Source organism: Aeromicrobium sp. Sec7.5 (genome assembly GCF_036867135.1).
GTDB lineage: Bacteria > Actinomycetota > Actinomycetes > Propionibacteriales > Nocardioidaceae > Aeromicrobium.
Map to the genome: position 1 here is coordinate 153762 of NZ_JBAJIJ010000001.1, position 16111 is coordinate 169872.

The window sequence follows — 16111 nt, forward strand, 5'->3', positions numbered from 1 at the left end:
ATGGTGGCCCCGGCGTGGTGGTCGCGGGGCCTGGGTGGGGGCGGCGACGGACCTGATTCGAGGAATCCGCGACCTCTGGGCTAAACTCTCCGAGTCCTCGCGCCTCGTGCGCGGGACGGGCGCCCGTAGCTCAACGGATAGAGCATCTGACTACGGATCAGAAGGTTAGGGGTTCGAATCCCTTCGGGCGCACCACACGTCATCGCAGGCCCCGGAGTCACGACTCCGGGGCCTGCGTCGTCCGCGGACCCAGGTCCGCGCCGAGCGGACGGTCAGTCGTCGTCGCGGCCGGGCTCGGCCTGCGGGGGCAGGCGGTCGCGGAACCACGTCGTCGTGCCGTCGGGGAGGTACTTGAGCTTGGGTCGCTCGGTCAGCGGTGTCACGAGCAGCGCGGCGTCGTCCGGCAGGGACCACTTGATCTCGTGGTAGACCCGCGACAGCGACTCGGTGCCCTCGACCACGACGAGGTCGTCGGCCAGCACCCGCAGCTCGGTCCACGGGCCGACCAGGTCGGCGGGGATGGGCTCGGACGACCAGGCCAGGTAGATCGTCGTCTCCACGTTCGCTCCTCCTCTGTCGGTGTCTGGTGCCATCGTGGTGGCATGGGCGACGACACGCACTGGGAGACGCATCCGGTCACCCCCCGACCGCTTCGACGACCTCGCCGCCGTCATCAACCCGAACCGTCGCGCGACCCACTGCTGGTGCCTGTCGCACCGCATCGGCGCGAAGCAGATCGAGGAGCTCGGCGGCGGCAGTCGCGAGCAGGCCATGCGCAGCCTCTGCGCCCGCGACGTGCCGCCCGGCGTCGTCACGTACCGCGACGGCACGCCGGTCGGGTGGTGCAACATCGGGGCGCGGTCCGACATCCCCCGCCTGGTGCAGAGCAAGCTCATCCGTCCGGTCGACGACGTCCCGGTCTGGAGCATCGTCTGCACCGTCGTGCGCAGCGGCCACCGCAAGCAGGGCGTCACGCAGCAGCTCATCGAGGGCGCGGTGCAGTGGGCGAGGGCGCAGGGGGCGCCCGCGGTCGAGGCGCACCCCGTCGACCCTGATGGCCGCATGGACCTCACGATGGCCTTCGTCGGCGCCCGCGCGATGTACGAACGGGCTGGCTTCGAGGTCATCGGCCAGACCGACGCGGTGGCCTCGAAGATGCCCCGCCTGGTCATGCGCCGCACGCTCTGAGCGCCGGTGGCTCCGCGGCTCAGCCCGGCAGGAGGCCCGCCACCAGGTCCTCCACGACCTGGTCGAGGTCGGCCTCGGGGTCGATCGAGACGGTCAGGCGGTCGAGCACCAGTCCGTCGACCGCGTAGTGGAACAACGCGATCTCGCGTGCGCCGCCGGGGAGGCCGGCCGCCTCGTTGTAGGCGACGTCGCCCCGGAAGCCCGCGAGCAGCACCTCGCGCATCAAGGCGGCGACCTCGGGTCGGCGGGCGGCCTCGAGCCGCATCTCGAACCACGCGAGCGTGACGTCACGGTCGGCCAGCATCCGGCGCACGATGTCGCGCAGGTGTCGGGTGAAGGAGTCGCGGCCGGCGGGGAGCGAGGCCAGCTCCTCGAGGGTCGCTGGGTCCGGCATCAACCGGTTGACGATGCGCTGGACCAGACCCTCCACGAGCTCGCCGCGTGACCGGAAGTAGTTCGACGCAGTGCCGGTCGGCAGGCCGCTCTCGCGATCGACCGCGCGGTGGGTGAGGCCCCGTGAGCCCTCGCGGGCGAGCACGGCGATCCCGGCGTCGGCGAGCCGGTCGCGGCGGGAGTCGTTGCGGGCCATGTCCTCACCCTAGCGTGGACCACGACAGGTGTTGTAGTCTTCCAAGCACAACATCTGTCGTGATTGGAGTTCCCATGCGCGAGCTGACCTACTACGTCGCCGTCTCCCTCGACGGCTTCATCGCCGGACCGGACCGCGACGTCAGCCAGTACCTGTACGAGGGCGACCACATCGAGATGATCGTCCGCGAGTACCGCGACACGCTGCCCAAGGTCGGCCTCGACGCCCTCGGCCTGACGGCCACGGGGGACCGTTTCGACACGTCGCTGATGGGCTGGACCACCTACGCGTCGGGCTTCACGCACACCCGCGACCCGTACCCGCACACCCGGCAGATCGTGTTCTCCCGTTCGCACGGGCAGGACGAGGCGCCGGCGAACCTCACCGTCACGGACGCCAGTCCGGTCGAGGTGGTCCGCGAGCTGAAGGCCGAGGAGGGCGCCGGCATCTGGTTGTGCGGGGGCGGTGACCTCGCCGGACAGCTGGTCGACGAGGTCGACCGGCTCGTGCTCAAGGTGAATCCGGTCGTCCTGGGCGCCGGCACGCCACTCTTCGGCGGCGTCACCGGTGCGCGGCCCTGGAGCCTCGAGGTCAGCACGCCCTACGAGAGTGGTGTCGTCGTCAACGAGTACGTGCCCGGCGGTTGAGGGACCCCTTTCGAGGCTTCTCGTTCCTCGTCGCACCTCAAGGGGCGGGTCTTCGACCGCACTCCCGGTGGTTGAGGTGTGAGTGCCGCCTGCGGCGCGAGCCTCGAAACCTCGGTCGCGTGGTGGGCTGAGGCACCCCTTTCGAGGCTCCTCGTTCCTCGTCGCACCTCAAGGGGCGGGTCAGCCGTCAGGCCGGGGCCTCGACGGCGGCGCGGATGTTGTCGCAGGCGGCCCAGGCGACCGTCACGTCGTCGAAGCCCCAGAAGTGGCACCGCAGCGCGCCGTCGGCGGTGAGCAGCGTGAGCCAGTGCGACTTGAGGATGCCGATGATCGGCACCGTGCTGGTCATGCCGTACGACCAGCCGTGCTCGCCGGGCCGGAAGTCGCCGGGCGGGAACGGCTCGCCACCCGTGGCATCGGTCCACTCGGTCTGCGCGTAGGCCAGCACGCCGGCCTCCGACGTGTCGGCGTCCTCCAGCACGGTCACCTTCGCCCGCAGTCCGACGTCGGGGTCAGGCGGGCTCCACGCGCAGCCGCGGGTCGACCCGATCGAGGCGTCGCTCGGGGGCTGGTTCGGGTCCTGGCCACCGAACGCGTCGAAGACCGGCCCGATGTCGAGGGAGCTGCAGGCCGGCACGGGGTCGAGGGCGGCGGCCGCGGCCGGCGACTCGCTGGAGCCGCCGCCGGAGGACTCCCCCTCGGCGCCGAGGCTGCAGCCGGTGACCACCAGCAGCGCGGCACTGCAGACGAGAGCCAGAACCTGCCGTGAGCGCATCCGTGCTCCCTTTCGCGATCGCCCGGGCGGGTGCCGCGGACACCCGCACAGCGTAGGTCGCGACACCCCCGTGCGCCGCCGAATCGTGGCACGTCACGCGATGTCGTACACTCGTCGCGGTGCTCGGCCCGTCGGGGGCTCCGCACCAGTCACGGCGCTCATCTGGATGATCGCAGCCGGCTCTCGGCCCCGATCGATCCAGTGGCGTATGTCGGCACCGGCCCCACGGTCTGGTGCCCGACCTGGCTCCGTGGCGTCCGATCGAACCCGATGCGGAGCGCGACCCTCGCGCGCCGCATCCTCCGAGGAGGAGTCCGTGGCCAATCGAGGTCAGGGTCGTTCCGGTGGAACCCGTTCCGCCGGTGGACAGCGTCGACGCGAGGTCGACAACCAAGGCATCCTGCCCGTGCTCGCGCGCGGCGTCCGTGAGGTCGAGTCCGCGGTGCAGCGCGGTCGCGGCACGTCGATCCGTTCGCGGTACCAGGCCATCGCGCTGCTCGTGCGCGAGGAGCGCCAGCGGGTCAAGGCCGACACCGAGGTCAGCGAGGGCCAGCGCGGCGAGCTGCTGAAGCGGCTCGACGGCGTGGCCACGATCCTCGCCAAGACCGCGGCCCGTGAGCCGCACCTGTTCGACCTGCTGGCCGAGGACGCCGTGCCGTCCGACGAGGTCCGCATGCTCAAGCGTGAGATGACCCAGGCCGCTGGCCTCGAGGTCGCGCCCGAGCCGGAGCCCGCCACCCCCGAGGTCTCCACCCGCGCCGAGCGTCGCGTCCTGCCGCAGTCGGTCGTCGCCCGCCAGCTCGCCAACCCCTTCATGGCGCCCGACTTCTCGGCAGCGCCGCCGCCCACCCCGCAGACGCAGCGACTCTCCACCTGGGAGCTCATCGGCCCGCTGCTCTCGGCCTTCGAGCGCGCCAGCGCCGGCACCCCGGCGTGCATGGAGCTGCCCGAACCCAAGTCCGCGATGACCCCCGGTGGCGTGCCGCTGATGCACCACCAGGCCGAGGTCGTCCAGGCCGCGATGGAGGGCCATCGCTCGTTCCTGCTCGCCGACGAGCCCGGACTCGGCAAGACCGCCCAGTCGCTGCTGGCGGCGCACGCGGCCGACGCCTACCCCATGCTCGCCGTCGTCCCGAACGTCGTGAAGGCGAACTGGGCCCGCGAGGCCGAGATCTGGACCCCGCGCCGCACGGCCACCGTGATCCACGGCAACGGCGCCGACATCGACGGCTTCGCCGACATCGTCATCGTCAACTACGAGGTGCTCGACCGGCACGTGGGCTGGCTCGGCGACCTCGGTTTCCGCAGCATGGTCCTCGACGAGGCCCACTTCATCAAGAACAAGTCGTCGCAGCGCTCGCAGCACGTGCTGCAGGTCGCCGACCGCATCCGCCAGCGCGTCGCGCGCCCCCTGATGCTCGCGCTGACCGGCACGCCGTTGATCAACGAGATCGAGGACTTCCGGGCCATCTGGGAGTTCCTCGGCTGGATCGACGAGAAGCAGCCGCGCGCCCAGCTCATGGCGGCGCTCGAGGACACCGGTCTGACCCCCCTCGACCCCGGGTTCTACCCGGCGGCCCGCAAGAGCGTGATCGACCTGGGCATCGTGCGTCGACGCAAGATCGACGTCGCCTCCGACATCCCCGACCGTCGCATCGCCGACATCCCCGTCGAGCTCGAGGGCGAGGCGGCGCGGTCGATCCGCGACACCCAGCGCGAGCTCGTGCGGCGTCTCGTGTCGCGGTACGACCATGCGGTCGCCGCCCGCACCGAGAAGCCGGAGGGCATCGACGCGCAGATCGTGGAGCACGTCGCGATGCTGATCCGCGACGAGACGCCGGCCGACGACGCCGAGAACGTCTTCACGATGATGCGTCGCATCGGGCAGGCCAAGTCCGCCCTCGCGGCCGACTACGCCGTTCAGCTCGCGCGTCAGGCCGGCAAGGTCGTGTTCTTCGCCAAGCACATCGATGTCATGGACACGGCCCAGGAGGTCTTCGAGCAGCGCGGCCTGCGGTACTCGACGGTCCGCGGCAACCAGACCTCGGCGGCGCGCCAGGCGAGCATCGACGCCTTCGTCGAGGATCCCGACGTCAAGGTCATCGTGTGCTCGCTGTCGGCGGCCGGCGTCGGCCTGAACCTCCAGGTCGCGTCGAACCTCGTGCTCGCCGAGCTCTCCTGGACCTACGCGGAGCAGACGCAGGCGATCGACCGGGTGCACCGCATCGGCCAGGACGAGCCCGTCACGGCGTGGCGCATCATCGGCGCCCAGACGATCGACACGAGCATCGCCCGCCTGATCGACCGCAAGGCCGGTCTCGCGGCGCGGGCGCTCGACGGCGCCGACGAGGACACCACCTCGGCCGACCTGCAGCTCGAGACCCTCACCGCCCTCCTCGTGCAGGCCCTCGAAGCGCGCGGCTGAGGTATCCCTTTCGAGGCTCCTCGCACCTCAACCACCGGTGGTTGAGGTGCGAGTGCGCTCTGGCGCGCGAGCCTCGAAACCTCGGTCAGACTGGCGGCGGGTCTCAGCTCGGCAGCTTGAAGAACTCCGGGTCGGTGCGGTTCGTCACGAGCTGCTCGGCGAGCGCCCGGAGCTTGACGTTGCGGTGCTGCGAGAGCCGGCTGAGCACGGCGAACGCACGATCGGCGTCGATCTCGAAGCGCTCCATCAGGATGCCCTGCGCCTGTCCGATCACGTTGCGGGTCGCTGCGGCCACCTTGAGGCCGGCCTCGTGGTGCGCCGAGGCGACCGCGACGGAGGCGTGGCGGGCGAAGACCGTGGCGACCTCCACGTCGCCGTCCTCCCAGGCGTTGTGCTCCGGCGAGTACAGGTTGAGGGAGCCGTAGCGGCGGTTCTGGCTCGCGAGCCGCACGCTGATGACGCTGCGCAGACCCAGGGGTGCGACCTCCGCGCCCCAGCGGGGCCAGCGCTCGTCGGCGTCGACGTCGCCGGACACGTAGAAGGGCTCACCCTCGATCGCGTCGAGGCACGGGCCCTCGTCGAGCTTGTGCTGCAGCTCGTGGGACCGCTCGACCGCGTCGTTCGTTGCCAGCATCGTCTCGAGGTGCGTGCGGCTGTGCACCAGCAGGATGCCCGCCTGGTCGCAGGCCAGCGCCTGCTGGGCGAACTCGACGATGCGCGTCAGCGTGTCGGCGAGGGTCTCCTCGGCGTGGAGCTCCAGGGCCATCTCCGCGAAGAAGGACGAATCCGGCACGACATACCTCCCGACGTTGTTCTGCGCAGAGGATACGACCTGCTGGGCGCACGGGAGACCGGACCTCACAAACTCGACTGCGTGATTGGATGACGACGTGACTGAAGACAACCCCGCGTCGGCACCTGACGCACCCCCCGCGCCCGCCTCGGTCGTCGTCGTGGGGGCGGGTGTGGCCGGGTGGCGCGTCGCCCGCGACCTGCGTGGCGCCGGTTTCACGGGCACCGTCACGGTGCTCGGCGACGAGGCCCCGTACGACCGTCCGCCGCTGTCGAAGCAGTACCTGGCGGGGGAGTTCGACGACGCCCGTATCTCGCTGTTCCGCGGCGAGGAGCCCGGCTCCATCGACGTGACCGTGCGCGAGGTGCGGGTCGCGTCGGTCCGACCGGGAGTCGTCACGCTCGACGACGGCGAGCAGGTCGAGGCCGAGGCGATCGTCGTCGCGACCGGCTCGACGGCCCGTCGGCCCGCGCTCCTGGACGGGCACGACGTGCACACCCTGCGCACCCGCGGTGACGCCCAGGCCCTGCGGGCCGCGTTCGCCGACGCGTCCTCGCTGCTGGTCCTGGGCGGCGGGTTCATCGGCGCCGAGGTCGCCGCGACGGCCCGCGCGGCGGGCCTCGACGTCACGATCGTCGAGCTGCAACCGAACCTGCTCGGCGCCGCGCTCGGGCCGGATTGCGGCACGCGGCTCGAGGAGGTCCACACGGCCCACGGGGTCGAGCTCGTCACCGGCACGGGCGTCGAACGGCTCGAGACCACGGACGGCCGCACGGTCGCGGTGCTGGCCGACGGGCGCGAGCTGACCGCGGACGTCGTCGTGGCCGGCTTCGGTGCGTCCTTGAACCTCGACGTGCTGGACGGTGCCGGTCTCGACCTCGCGGACGGCGTCGTCTGTGACGCGACCGGGCGCGTCGCCGGCCTCGACGGCGTGTGGGCCGTGGGCGACATCGCCGCGTGGCACGACCCGCTCCTCGACCGTCCGGTGCGCCGCGAGCACTGGCAGGTCGCGGGCGAGCAGGCCTCGCTCGTGGCGCGGGCGATCGCCGGCACCCTCGAGCCCACGACCAAGCGGAACCCGCCCTACTTCTGGTCCGACCAGTTCGACCTCAAGGTGCAGGTGTTCGGCCGTCCCGAGCTCGCCGACCGCTCCGGCTGGCTCGAGGCCGACGACCTCGAGCCGCGCAGCGTCTGGGCGCACCACCGGGGCGAGCACCTCGTCGGCGTCGTGACGTTCGGCGTGCCGCGTCTGCTCGGTCGCTTCCGGCCACTCGTCACCGAGGGCCTCGCGGCCGTCGCCGCCTCGTAGACTGGGCCCTTCGGCGAAGACGAGGAGCTGACATGTGCCAGAAGGTCACGTGCACGGACTGCGGCAAGGCCACCTGGGTCGGTTGCGGTGAGCACATCGAGGAGGCGCTCGCGGGCGTCCCCACCGAGCAGCGCTGCGCGGGTCACGCGGCCTGAACCTAGCCCCGTCGCTGGTCGATGACCCGGTCAGGTCGGGGATCCTGGTCGGGCGGTCGGTGGCGTGGTGGTCTCGTCGTGCGACCGTGTCTTGGGATGTTCGCTCGCTGATCTCGCGAGCACGACGAAGGGCCGCACCCGGTGGGTGCGGCCCTTCGCCGTAGTCAGCAGTGGTGTCGACGCGTCACTTGACGTCGTCGGCAGCGTCCTTGGCCTGGTTGGCGGCGTCGTGGGTCGCGCCCTGGGCGTCTTCGGCGAGGCTCTTGGTCTTGTCGGCCGCGTCGTCGGCGACGTCCTTGGCCTTGTCGGCAGCCCTGTTGACGAGATCGGCCGGCTTCGACAGGTCGACGCCCGAGCCCTGGCCGGGCGGGGTGTACGTGGGGCCGGAGCTCTGCGCCTTCAGCTTGGAGAACACGAAGCCTCCGGCGGCGGCGATGAGGCCGATGACGGCGACCTTCTTGAGCTTCGACTTCTTCTTCTTGGGCTTGGCGCCCTCGGGAAGGCGGTCGGTGACGTCGTCGGGCAGACGCTCGAACAGCGACGCGTGCAGCTCCGGCAGGCGGGTCTTGAGCTCGTCGCGACCCTCGCCCAGCTTCGTCGCGACCTGGTCGCGGACGATCGGCGCCTTGGTGGTGACCTGGTCGACGACCTGGTCCCGCAGGATGGGGGCCTTCGCGGCGACCTGCGCGCGGAGGTCGTCGTAGGTGTGCTCGATCGTGTCGCGCACGGTGGGCTTCTTCTTGCGCAGGGGCATGTTTCCTCCTCGTGGTCCTGCCTCGACCATAACGGTCAGCCCGGCATCCGCACCCCGACCCCGGGCCGGGCGACGCCGTGACGACGGAGCGCTGCGAGGGCCGGCGAGCCCCGGCGCAGGTAGCCTCGCCGGAGGGGAGGTGTCCGGATGGTGGATCGACCGCAGCACGTCGTGGTGGTGGGCGCGGGCATGGTCGGGCTCGCCACGGCCTGGTTCCTCCAGGAACGTGGGGCGCAGGTCACGGTCGTGGACCGCACGGGGGTCCTCGCCGGCTCCTCGCGCGGCAACGCGGGCTGGTTGGCACCGGCACTGACGCTGCCCCTGCCGGACCCGGCGATCCTGGCGACCGGCGCGCTCGCGGCACTCAAGCCGTCCTCGCCCGTCTACGTGCCGCCGACCGCCAACCCCCGCCTGCTGAAGTGGCTCGTGTCGTTCACCCGGCACTGCACGCCCGGCAGGTGGCGTTCGGCCATGGAGGTGTTCACGGCCGCGAATCGGCAGGCGCTCGCCGCGTTCGACGAGCTCGGCATCGACGAGCCCACCAAGCCGGCCGATCCGTTCCTCGCGGCCTTCCGCACCGAGAAGGACCGGGAGGTGCTCGTCGAGGAGTTCGAGAACGTCGCGTCGCTCGGCGGCGTGACCGACGTCGAGCTGCTCGACGGCGGTGCCGTGCACGGCCTCGAGCCGGCGCTCGGCGAGGAGGTCTCGTGCGGCCTGCAGCTGCGCGGGCAGCGCTTCATCGACCCGGGCCGCTACGTCACGTCGCTGGCCGAGGCGGTGCAGGCGCGCGGCGGCGAGATCGTCCTGGCGTCGGTCGACGGCGTCGCCTCCGAGGGCCGAGGCGTCGTGGTCCGCACGTCGACCGGTCCGGTGACGGCCGACGCGGTGGTTCTCGCAGCGGGGGCCTGGCTGTCGGCACTCGCCCGGCCCCACGGCGTGCGCTCCTTCGTGCAGGCGGGCCGCGGCTACTCGTTCACGGTGCGACCCGAGAGCCAGCCGCGCGGGCCCCTCTACTTCCCGACCCAGCGAGTGGCCTGCACGCCGCTCGGGGCGGCAGGATCGGAGGACGCGTTCCGCGTGGCCGGGATGATGGAGTTCCGCCGGCCCGACGCCCCGCTCGACCCGCGGCGCATCGCGGCGATCATCGACGCTGCCCGGCCGATGCTCCGCGGTGTCGACTGGGAGGCGCGCACCGACGAGTGGGTCGGATCACGACCGTGCACGGCCGACGGCCTGCCGCTCGTGGGCGCCACGCGCACGCCCGGCGTGCACGTCGCGGGTGGTCACGGGATGTGGGGCATCGCCCTGGGTCCGTTGACGGGTCGGCTCGTGGCCGACCAGGTCATGCAGGGCCGGACGGACCCGCTGCTGCGGTCGTTCGATCCGCTGCGCTGACCCCGAGCAGGCCCTGGCGGTCGACGCGACGCTCGAACCAGATCGTGGCGAACGGGGGGATCGCGGAGGCGAGCGCGAGGGCGAGGGTGCCGAGGCGCCAGCTGAACACGCGCCACGCGACGAGGCTCGCGATCACGAACAGCACGAACACCCCGCCGTGGATCGGGCCCATGATCGGCACTCCACCCTCGGCGCCGGCGTGCGGATCCTCGGCCACGACCCACTTGAAGAACATCGCGACCAGGAGGCCGGCCCAGCTGATGGCCTCGGCGACGGCGACGGTGCGGAAGACGGTGCGGGTGGCGGCCTGGAGCTGAGTCACTCCCTCACGCTACCGGCGTCACACACGCGTAACGGCGATGGGTGAGAATGCGCACATGGCATTCCTGCTGCGGGTCGAGCTGCCCGACGTCCCGGGCTCGCTGGGCGCGCTCGCGACGGCACTCGGTTCCGCCGGGGCCGACATCGAGGCGATCGAGATCGTCGAGCACCGGGCCGACGGGGTCGCGGTCGACGACGTGCTCCTCGAGCTGCCCCCCACCGTCATGCCGGACTCGCTCGTCACGGCGTGCCACGAGCTCGAGGGCGTGCGGGTGCACTGGATCTCGCGCTACAACGCCGGGGTCAACCTGAGCATGGACCTCGAGGCCGTCGAGGAGTTCACCGAGAACCCGGCGCACGCCCTGACGAAGCTCGTCGAGGTCACGCCCACGACGTTCCGCGTCGACTGGGCCATCGCGATCCGCGCGGGTTCCGGCGGCGTCGAGGTCTTGGCGGCATCGTCGGCCGCGCCCCGGCTCGACAACGGTGACGTGCCGCAGGCCGCCGAGTGGGTCGAGCTCGACGACTCGACCACGCTGCCCGAGGTCGGCGCCTGGGACTCGACGGTGCTCGCCGCGGCCCCCGGCCGCCCGCGCGACGGCCGCCGGGTCACGATCGTGGTGGGCCGCCACGGCGGCCCCGAGTTCCTCACGTCCGAGCTCGCCCGCCTCGGCCACATGGTCTCCCTCGCCGCCAGCGTCCAAACCCCCTGACGTTCCGCTCGCGAGAGAGTTTGTTGGTGGTCAGGAGAGACTTTGTTGGTGGCGACGAGCGACTTTGTTGCGCTCAGTCGGCGGGCTTGGCCTCGGTGAGCGGCACGTGGGCGTGCTGGAACCGGCCGAGCTTCGCGACGTCGGACTCCAAGGAGGGCACGTGCTTCTTCGCGATGCGCAGCACGACCTTGGCGCCGAGCGGGGAGTTGACGAGCGACTTGGTCCAGTTGGCCACGATGACGCCGCGCGGGACGTAGACGCGGGTCTTGCGCTTGGCGAATCCGCGCATGATGCCGGCGACGCATGCGTCGAGGTCGGTCGTGGAGTTGGCCGGATAGGGCAGCTTCTTGCGGATCTCCTTGAACGTCGGGAGATCGTCCTCGGCACCCCGCACGATGTCGGTGTCGATCCAGCCCGGGTGCACCACGCCGACGCGGACGCCCAGGTGGGCGACCTCCTGGTTGGTGACCAGCGCGAGCGACTCGGCGCCGGCCTTCGACGCGTTGTACGACGCGAGGCCCGCGAGGTTGGCGAACGACGCGAGCGAGGCGACGACCAGGGCGTGCCCCTTCGTCTTGACGAGGTGGGGGATCGCGGGGTGCAGGGTGCGGTAGACGCCGGTGATGTTGATGTCGATGACGCGCTCGAACGAGGCCTCGTCGATCTGGCGCACCGTGCCGTAGGACGCGATGCCGGCGTTGGCCAGCACGTGGTCGATGCGGCCGAAGTGGGCGGCAGCGGCGTCGATCGCGGCGGTCATCGCCGCGCCGTTGCGGGCGTCGGCCTCCCACCAGGCAGCGGCGTCGCCGATCTCTTCGGCGACGGCGGCGAGCAGCTCCGGCTCGAGGCCGAGCAGCGCGACCTTGCCACCCTCGGCGGCGTAGGCCCGGGCGACGCCGGCGCCGATGCCGCGTGCCGCGCCGGTGACGACCAGGACCTTGCCCGCATATCGATTGCTCATCCCGTCAAGATACCGACGGTATGTGAATGTGTCACTGCGGGTGTCACATGTCGCTCGTCACGCCGCTGGGCTCATGGTGCGGGGTCGACCCGCTGCCGGACTCCGGGGTCGAGCGTCTCGGCGAGAGCGAGGTAGTGCTCGCGCTGGGCGGGGTAGTAGTCGTCCCAGTCGACGTCCGTCGCGACGCCGCCGTCCTCGGCGACCACGAGCCGGTCGAGGTAGTAGTCCCAGCCCGGTCCGGTGTTCTCGATCGTCGCCACGTCGTCGATGACCTGGCTCATGGTCAGCGTCGTGACGCCGTCGTCTTCGGTGAGCTCGAGCGTGAGGTACCAGGAGCCGAAGTCGTCGACGGCCTCCACGCGCAGCAGCCGCGGCCGGTCGCACTCCGGCACGTCGAACCGCGCCTCCGGTACGTCCTCGCCCTCGGCGGTCATCGTGAACATCACGAACCCGTCGGCGGGGTCGCCGGTCCAGGTACCGATCCAGCGGGCCAGGCGGTCGGACTCGGTGACTGCGGCCCAGACGTCATCGATCGGGGCACGGAAGGTCCGCTGCCAGGTGACGCAGTCGCGGTCGGCGCGGCGGGTCAGGAATCCGGTGGGGGTGGCGCTCATGCGATCTCCTCGTGCTGGGTGGTCGGGGCGGTTCGACGTCGCTCGCGGGACGTGCGGCGCACCTCGGTCTCGAGGGCGTCGAGGGCGGACTCGGGAATCGGGGGACGTCGCTCGAGCGACGCCACGAAGGTGCGCACCTCGGTGAGGGCCTGCGGCCGGAGGCGGTAGTGGCGCTCGCGACCGAGGTCGTCGGCCTCGACGAGTCCTGCCTCGGTCAGCACCTTGAGGTGGCGACTGATCGCGGGGCGCGAGACGGGGTGCTCGGCGGCGAGGTCGATCACGCGCACGGGACCGGCAGCGAGCCGGGTCAGCAGCTCGCGACGCAGCGGGTCCGCTAGCGCGGCGAAGACGTCCATCACTGAAAGGTAACTCTTTCGTTACCAATCAGGCAAGCACTAGTTTGAGGGGATGAGCGCACTGCCCTTCGTCTCCGACACCTTCGACCCCGACGCCTGGGACGAGGTGCCGGGCTTCGACGGCCTCACCGACCTGACCTACCACCGGGCGAAGGCCCATGGCACCGTCCGCGTGGCGTTCGACCGCCCCGACGTGCTCAACGCCTTCCGCCCGAACACGGTCGACGAGCTGCTGCGGGTCATGGAGCACGCGCGCACGTCCGCCGACGTCGGGTGCGTGCTGCTCACGGGCAACGGGCCGAGCGAGAAGAACGGCAAGCACTCGTTCTGCACCGGCGGCGACCAGCGCATCCGCGGCCGCGCCGGCTACCAGTACGAGGACGTCACCGCCACGAGCGGTGACACCGGCGCCGAGGAGCCGAGCCCCATCGACAAGGCGAAGCTGGCGCGGCTGCACATCCTGGAGGTGCAGCGCCTGATCCGCTTCATGCCGAAGGTCGTCATCTGCGTCGTGCCCGGCTGGGCGGCCGGCGGCGGTCACAGCCTCCACGTCGTCGCCGACCTCACGCTGGCGAGCGCCGAGCACGCCCGCTTCAAGCAGACCGACGCCGACGTCGGCAGCTTCGACGGCGGGTTCGGCTCGGCCTACCTCGCCCGACAGGCGGGCCAGAAGTTCGCCCGCGAGATCTTCTTCCTCGGCCAGGAGTACTCCGCGGCCGACGGAGTCGCGATGGGCGCCGTCAACCGCGCGATCCCGCACGCCGAGCTCGAGGCCACGGCGCTGGAGTGGGGCCGCCTGATCAACGGCAAGAGCCCGACCGCGCAGCGCATGCTCAAGTACTCGTTCAACATGATCGACGACGGCCTCGTGGGCCAGCAGGTGCTGATGGGCGAGACCACTCGCCTGGCCTACATGACCGACGAGGCGCAGGAGGGCCGCGACCAGTTCCTGGAGAAGCGCGACCCGGACTGGTCGCCCTTCCCCTGGTACTACTGAGCCTGGCCGAGGCCCCTGCTGATCACCCAGCGTCCGTTTGGACTCCCGCTGCGGGGGTACGACACCCGATCATGACCCCACGGGTCGTTCGCAGGGGACAGGAGCACGAGATGGCCAAGCACGTCGATCCCACGCCGGATCACGACGAGGTACCCCCGACCGACGGGCGGGACCACGACCGCGACGGCCGGCGCGACATCGCCCATGACCGCGGGCTGGTCGCCGGCGAGGCCCGGGCCCGCGACAAGTTCGGCGGCCTCAACCTCGGCTCGGCGTTCTTCGGCTGGATCGTCGCGATCGGCGTGGCGGTGCTGCTCGCCGGCATCGTCGGCGCGGTGCTCACCGCCCTCGACTCGACCGTCGAGGTGACGCAGAACGAGGCCGAGCGCAACGCCGGCACGATCGGTCTGTCGACCGCTGCGGTGCTGCTCGTCGTCCTGGCGATCGCCTACTACGCGGGCGGATACGTCGCCGGTCGGATGTCGCGCTTCGACGGCATGCGTCAGGGCATCGGCGTGTGGCTCATCGGACTGGTCGTCACGCTGATCGCCGGCGCTCTCGGGGCCGTCTTCGGCACGCGCTACAACGTGCTGGAGCGGGTCGACCTGCCCCGGATCCCGATCTCCAGCGAGGAGCTGACGTGGGGGGCGGTCATCGCCGGCATCGCCGTGGTTCTCGTGACCCTGGTGTTCGCCGCACTGGGCGGCGCCGTGGGTCAGCGCTACCACCACCGCGTCGACAAGGCCGCTCGCCGCTGACCCGAAGCGGCGTCAGCAGACGCCGCTGATCTGCTCGGCCGCGGCGTCGTACTCGTCCTGAGCTGCCTGGAGGACCTGGTCGTCGACGGTGACCCCGTCGGCGGCCGCCTCGGCCTGCGCCCGCAGGTCCTCCAGGGCCGCGCCGGCGCGATCCACGAGGTCGCGCGCCTCGCCGCTGAGGGCCGGCTCCGCGAGGCCCAGCGCCTCCGCGGCCGCGCCGAGCTCGCGCTGCGCGGCGGCGGGATCGGCGTCGATCTTCGCGGTGACGTCGTCGACCAGCGAGCGTCCGGCATCCAGGGCGGGCTGGGCGAGCTCGCACCCGGCGCGGCTGCCGGCGTCTGACGCTGTGTCGCTCACGGCGTCCTCGACCTCGGAGCACGCACCGAGCGCGAGGAGGGGGAGCAGCATCGCCAGGGACAGTCGTCGGTTCATGTCCCGATCGTCTCAGCCAGTCGCCGGTGGTGCCCGCCCGCGGCGAGATGACCCGTGGCGTGGCTAGTGTCGCGCCATGGTCGCAGCTGGCTCCCACGTCGCGGTCTACATCGACTTCGACAACGTCGTCATCTCGCGCGCCAATCAGGCGAAGGCCCGCGGCGAGGACCTGACCGTGGCGATCGATGTCCTGCTTGATTTTGCGACGCGCTACGGACGGCTGACGATCTCGCGCGCCTACGCGGACTGGTCCGTGACGAAGAACGCCGACTATCGCGATCAGCTCGTGTCCCGCGCGGTCGAGCTGGTCCAGCTGTTCCCGGCGACCAAGACGAAGAACGGGGCGGACATCCGACTCGCCGTCGACGCGATCGAGGATCTCTACCTGCACGAGGACCTCACCCACGTCGTCATCGCGGCTGGAGACTCCGACTTCGTACCGCTGGCCCAGCGCGCTCGGCGGCTCGGCCGGATCGTGCTGGGAGTGGGAGTCGCGGGCAGCATCAGCAGGGCGCTCGCCAGCGCCTGCGACGTGTACGTCGACTACGACGAGCTGTTGCGCGATCGACGAGACCTCGACGTGGCGGCAGAGCGGGAGGAACCTCAGCAGGTCCCTGATCCATCGCGTCCGCAAGGTGCTGGGCCTCCTCCGAGGCGTGCGTACTCCTTGCTCAAGGAGGCGCTGAGCGGTCTGCAGGAGCAGCACCCGGAGCGCCAGTGGCACCCACTCAGCGCGCTCAAGACGCAGGTGCTGCGTATCGAGCCCACCTTCACCGAGCGCGTCTATGGCGCCGGGAGCTTCAGCGAGCTGCTCGGGCGGTACTCGAGCCAGATCGAGGTCAGGGAGAACCGCGCCCGAGCCCGCTGAGCCTCGCCGCCATGGAACCCGCGATCCCTCGACATGAGTTCCTCATGACGTTTAGTGTGGC

At 71.3% G+C, this 16111-nt stretch carries 20 protein-coding genes and 1 tRNA gene; 11 read left to right on the forward strand and 10 right to left on the reverse strand.

Annotation, left to right across the window (positions count from 1 at the left end):
- The first annotated feature begins 119 nt into the window (after window positions 1-119).
- A tRNA-Arg gene (locus V6S66_RS00765) sits at window positions 120-195 on the forward strand.
- Window positions 196-272: 77 nt separating this feature from the next.
- On the opposite strand, the gene V6S66_RS00770 is transcribed toward V6S66_RS00765, so the two are convergent.
- The gene (locus V6S66_RS00770; RefSeq protein ID WP_334204872.1) at window positions 273-560 is read right to left on the reverse strand and encodes a hypothetical protein; all 288 of its coding nucleotides are present in this window, start codon (window positions 558-560) and stop codon (window positions 273-275) included.
- 34 nt (window positions 561-594) lie between these two features.
- Here V6S66_RS00770 and V6S66_RS00775 point away from each other — a divergent pair, with 34 nt between their 5' ends.
- A complete protein-coding gene (locus tag V6S66_RS00775; protein ID WP_334204873.1) occupies window positions 595-1188 on the forward strand; it encodes a GNAT family N-acetyltransferase in 594 nt (197 codons plus the stop codon).
- Window positions 1189-1207: 19 nt separating this feature from the next.
- Here the strand turns inward: V6S66_RS00775 and V6S66_RS00780 are convergent, their stop codons facing one another.
- A complete protein-coding gene (locus V6S66_RS00780; protein ID WP_334204874.1) occupies window positions 1208-1777 on the reverse strand; it encodes a TetR/AcrR family transcriptional regulator in 570 nt (189 codons plus the stop codon).
- Window positions 1778-1851: 74 nt separating this feature from the next.
- Here V6S66_RS00780 and V6S66_RS00785 point away from each other — a divergent pair, with 74 nt between their 5' ends.
- On the forward strand, window positions 1852-2424 hold the full coding sequence (locus V6S66_RS00785; protein ID WP_334204875.1) for a dihydrofolate reductase family protein: 573 nt from the start codon (window positions 1852-1854) through the stop codon (window positions 2422-2424).
- Window positions 2425-2611: 187 nt separating this feature from the next.
- On the opposite strand, the gene V6S66_RS00790 is transcribed toward V6S66_RS00785, so the two are convergent.
- Complete coding sequence (locus tag V6S66_RS00790; protein ID WP_334204876.1) at window positions 2612-3199, reverse strand: hypothetical protein; 588 nt, start codon at window positions 3197-3199, stop codon at window positions 2612-2614.
- Between the two features lie 316 nt (window positions 3200-3515).
- Between V6S66_RS00790 and V6S66_RS00795 the strand changes: the two genes are divergently transcribed.
- On the forward strand, window positions 3516-5624 hold the full coding sequence (locus V6S66_RS00795; RefSeq protein WP_334204877.1) for a DEAD/DEAH box helicase: 2109 nt from the start codon (window positions 3516-3518) through the stop codon (window positions 5622-5624).
- Between the two features lie 103 nt (window positions 5625-5727).
- On the opposite strand, the gene V6S66_RS00800 is transcribed toward V6S66_RS00795, so the two are convergent.
- Window positions 5728-6417 (reverse strand): GAF and ANTAR domain-containing protein, encoded by a 690-nt coding sequence (locus V6S66_RS00800; RefSeq protein WP_334204878.1) that lies wholly within the window; start codon window positions 6415-6417, stop codon window positions 5728-5730.
- Between the two features lie 97 nt (window positions 6418-6514).
- Here V6S66_RS00800 and V6S66_RS00805 point away from each other — a divergent pair, with 97 nt between their 5' ends.
- Complete coding sequence (locus V6S66_RS00805; RefSeq protein ID WP_334204879.1) at window positions 6515-7726, forward strand: NAD(P)/FAD-dependent oxidoreductase; 1212 nt, start codon at window positions 6515-6517, stop codon at window positions 7724-7726.
- Between the two features lie 32 nt (window positions 7727-7758).
- Complete coding sequence (locus V6S66_RS00810; protein ID WP_334204880.1) at window positions 7759-7881, forward strand: hypothetical protein; 123 nt, start codon at window positions 7759-7761, stop codon at window positions 7879-7881.
- A 184-nt stretch (window positions 7882-8065) separates the two neighbouring features.
- Here the strand turns inward: V6S66_RS00810 and V6S66_RS00815 are convergent, their stop codons facing one another.
- Entirely contained in the window at window positions 8066-8635 is a 570-nt protein-coding gene (locus V6S66_RS00815) for a hypothetical protein (protein ID WP_334204881.1), read from the reverse strand.
- 147 nt (window positions 8636-8782) lie between these two features.
- Between V6S66_RS00815 and V6S66_RS00820 the strand changes: the two genes are divergently transcribed.
- Window positions 8783-10030: an NAD(P)/FAD-dependent oxidoreductase gene (locus tag V6S66_RS00820; protein ID WP_334204882.1), complete on the forward strand. Its 1248-nt coding sequence runs from the start codon at window positions 8783-8785 to the stop codon at window positions 10028-10030.
- On the opposite strand, the gene V6S66_RS00825 is transcribed toward V6S66_RS00820, so the two are convergent.
- The gene (locus tag V6S66_RS00825) at window positions 9978-10352 is read right to left on the reverse strand and encodes a DUF3817 domain-containing protein (protein ID WP_334204883.1); all 375 of its coding nucleotides are present in this window, start codon (window positions 10350-10352) and stop codon (window positions 9978-9980) included. The genes V6S66_RS00820 and V6S66_RS00825 overlap by 53 nt on opposite strands.
- A gap of 64 nt (window positions 10353-10416) precedes the next feature.
- On the opposite strand from V6S66_RS00825, the gene V6S66_RS00830 reads away from it, so the two are divergent.
- Complete coding sequence (locus tag V6S66_RS00830) at window positions 10417-11064, forward strand: ACT domain-containing protein (protein ID WP_442885910.1); 648 nt, start codon at window positions 10417-10419, stop codon at window positions 11062-11064.
- Between the two features lie 73 nt (window positions 11065-11137).
- Here V6S66_RS00830 and V6S66_RS00835 read toward each other — a convergent pair whose 3' ends face one another.
- The 3 genes from V6S66_RS00835 to V6S66_RS00845 form a co-directional block, all read right to left on the reverse strand.
- Complete coding sequence (locus V6S66_RS00835; protein ID WP_334204885.1) at window positions 11138-12025, reverse strand: SDR family oxidoreductase; 888 nt, start codon at window positions 12023-12025, stop codon at window positions 11138-11140.
- 71 nt (window positions 12026-12096) lie between these two features.
- Window positions 12097-12639: an SRPBCC family protein gene (locus tag V6S66_RS00840; protein WP_334204886.1), complete on the reverse strand. Its 543-nt coding sequence runs from the start codon at window positions 12637-12639 to the stop codon at window positions 12097-12099.
- Entirely contained in the window at window positions 12636-12995 is a 360-nt protein-coding gene (locus tag V6S66_RS00845) for an ArsR/SmtB family transcription factor (RefSeq protein ID WP_334204887.1), read from the reverse strand. Before V6S66_RS00845 ends, V6S66_RS00840 begins: the two co-directional genes overlap by 4 nt.
- Window positions 12996-13047: 52 nt before the next feature.
- On the opposite strand from V6S66_RS00845, the gene V6S66_RS00850 reads away from it, so the two are divergent.
- On the forward strand, window positions 13048-13992 hold the full coding sequence (locus V6S66_RS00850; protein ID WP_334204888.1) for a 1,4-dihydroxy-2-naphthoyl-CoA synthase: 945 nt from the start codon (window positions 13048-13050) through the stop codon (window positions 13990-13992).
- Between the two features lie 110 nt (window positions 13993-14102).
- Window positions 14103-14750, forward strand: a complete 648-nt coding sequence (locus V6S66_RS00855) for a hypothetical protein (RefSeq protein ID WP_334204889.1) — start codon at window positions 14103-14105, stop codon at window positions 14748-14750.
- A 12-nt stretch (window positions 14751-14762) separates the two neighbouring features.
- Here V6S66_RS00855 and V6S66_RS00860 read toward each other — a convergent pair whose 3' ends face one another.
- Window positions 14763-15182, reverse strand: a complete 420-nt coding sequence (locus V6S66_RS00860) for a hypothetical protein (RefSeq protein ID WP_334204890.1) — start codon at window positions 15180-15182, stop codon at window positions 14763-14765.
- Window positions 15183-15258: 76 nt separating this feature from the next.
- Between V6S66_RS00860 and V6S66_RS00865 the strand changes: the two genes are divergently transcribed.
- The gene (locus V6S66_RS00865; RefSeq protein WP_334204891.1) at window positions 15259-16050 is read left to right on the forward strand and encodes an NYN domain-containing protein; all 792 of its coding nucleotides are present in this window, start codon (window positions 15259-15261) and stop codon (window positions 16048-16050) included.
- Window positions 16051-16111 lie beyond the last annotated feature (61 nt).

Bases quoted from the DNA above. Each gene is read 5' to 3' on its own strand.
- V6S66_RS00810 (WP_334204880.1), top strand. From the start codon at position 7,759: ATGTGCCAGAAGGTCACGTGCACGGACTGCGGCAAGGCCACCTGGGTC.
- V6S66_RS00815 (WP_334204881.1), bottom strand. From the start codon at position 8,635: ATGCCCCTGCGCAAGAAGAAGCCCACCGTGCGCGACACGATCGAGCAC.
- V6S66_RS00855 (WP_334204889.1), top strand. From the start codon at position 14,103: ATGGCCAAGCACGTCGATCCCACGCCGGATCACGACGAGGTACCCCCG.
- V6S66_RS00790 (WP_334204876.1), bottom strand. From the start codon at position 3,199: ATGCGCTCACGGCAGGTTCTGGCTCTCGTCTGCAGTGCCGCGCTGCTG.
- V6S66_RS00860 (WP_334204890.1), bottom strand. From the start codon at position 15,182: ATGAACCGACGACTGTCCCTGGCGATGCTGCTCCCCCTCCTCGCGCTC.
- V6S66_RS00850 (WP_334204888.1), top strand. From the start codon at position 13,048: ATGAGCGCACTGCCCTTCGTCTCCGACACCTTCGACCCCGACGCCTGG.
- V6S66_RS00840 (WP_334204886.1), bottom strand. From the start codon at position 12,639: ATGAGCGCCACCCCCACCGGATTCCTGACCCGCCGCGCCGACCGCGAC.
- V6S66_RS00835 (WP_334204885.1), bottom strand. From the start codon at position 12,025: ATGAGCAATCGATATGCGGGCAAGGTCCTGGTCGTCACCGGCGCGGCA.
- V6S66_RS00865 (WP_334204891.1), top strand. From the start codon at position 15,259: ATGGTCGCAGCTGGCTCCCACGTCGCGGTCTACATCGACTTCGACAAC.
- V6S66_RS00780 (WP_334204874.1), bottom strand. From the start codon at position 1,777: ATGGCCCGCAACGACTCCCGCCGCGACCGGCTCGCCGACGCCGGGATC.
- V6S66_RS00785 (WP_334204875.1), top strand. From the start codon at position 1,852: ATGCGCGAGCTGACCTACTACGTCGCCGTCTCCCTCGACGGCTTCATC.
- V6S66_RS00845 (WP_334204887.1), bottom strand. From the start codon at position 12,995: ATGGACGTCTTCGCCGCGCTAGCGGACCCGCTGCGTCGCGAGCTGCTG.
- V6S66_RS00820 (WP_334204882.1), top strand. From the start codon at position 8,783: ATGGTGGATCGACCGCAGCACGTCGTGGTGGTGGGCGCGGGCATGGTC.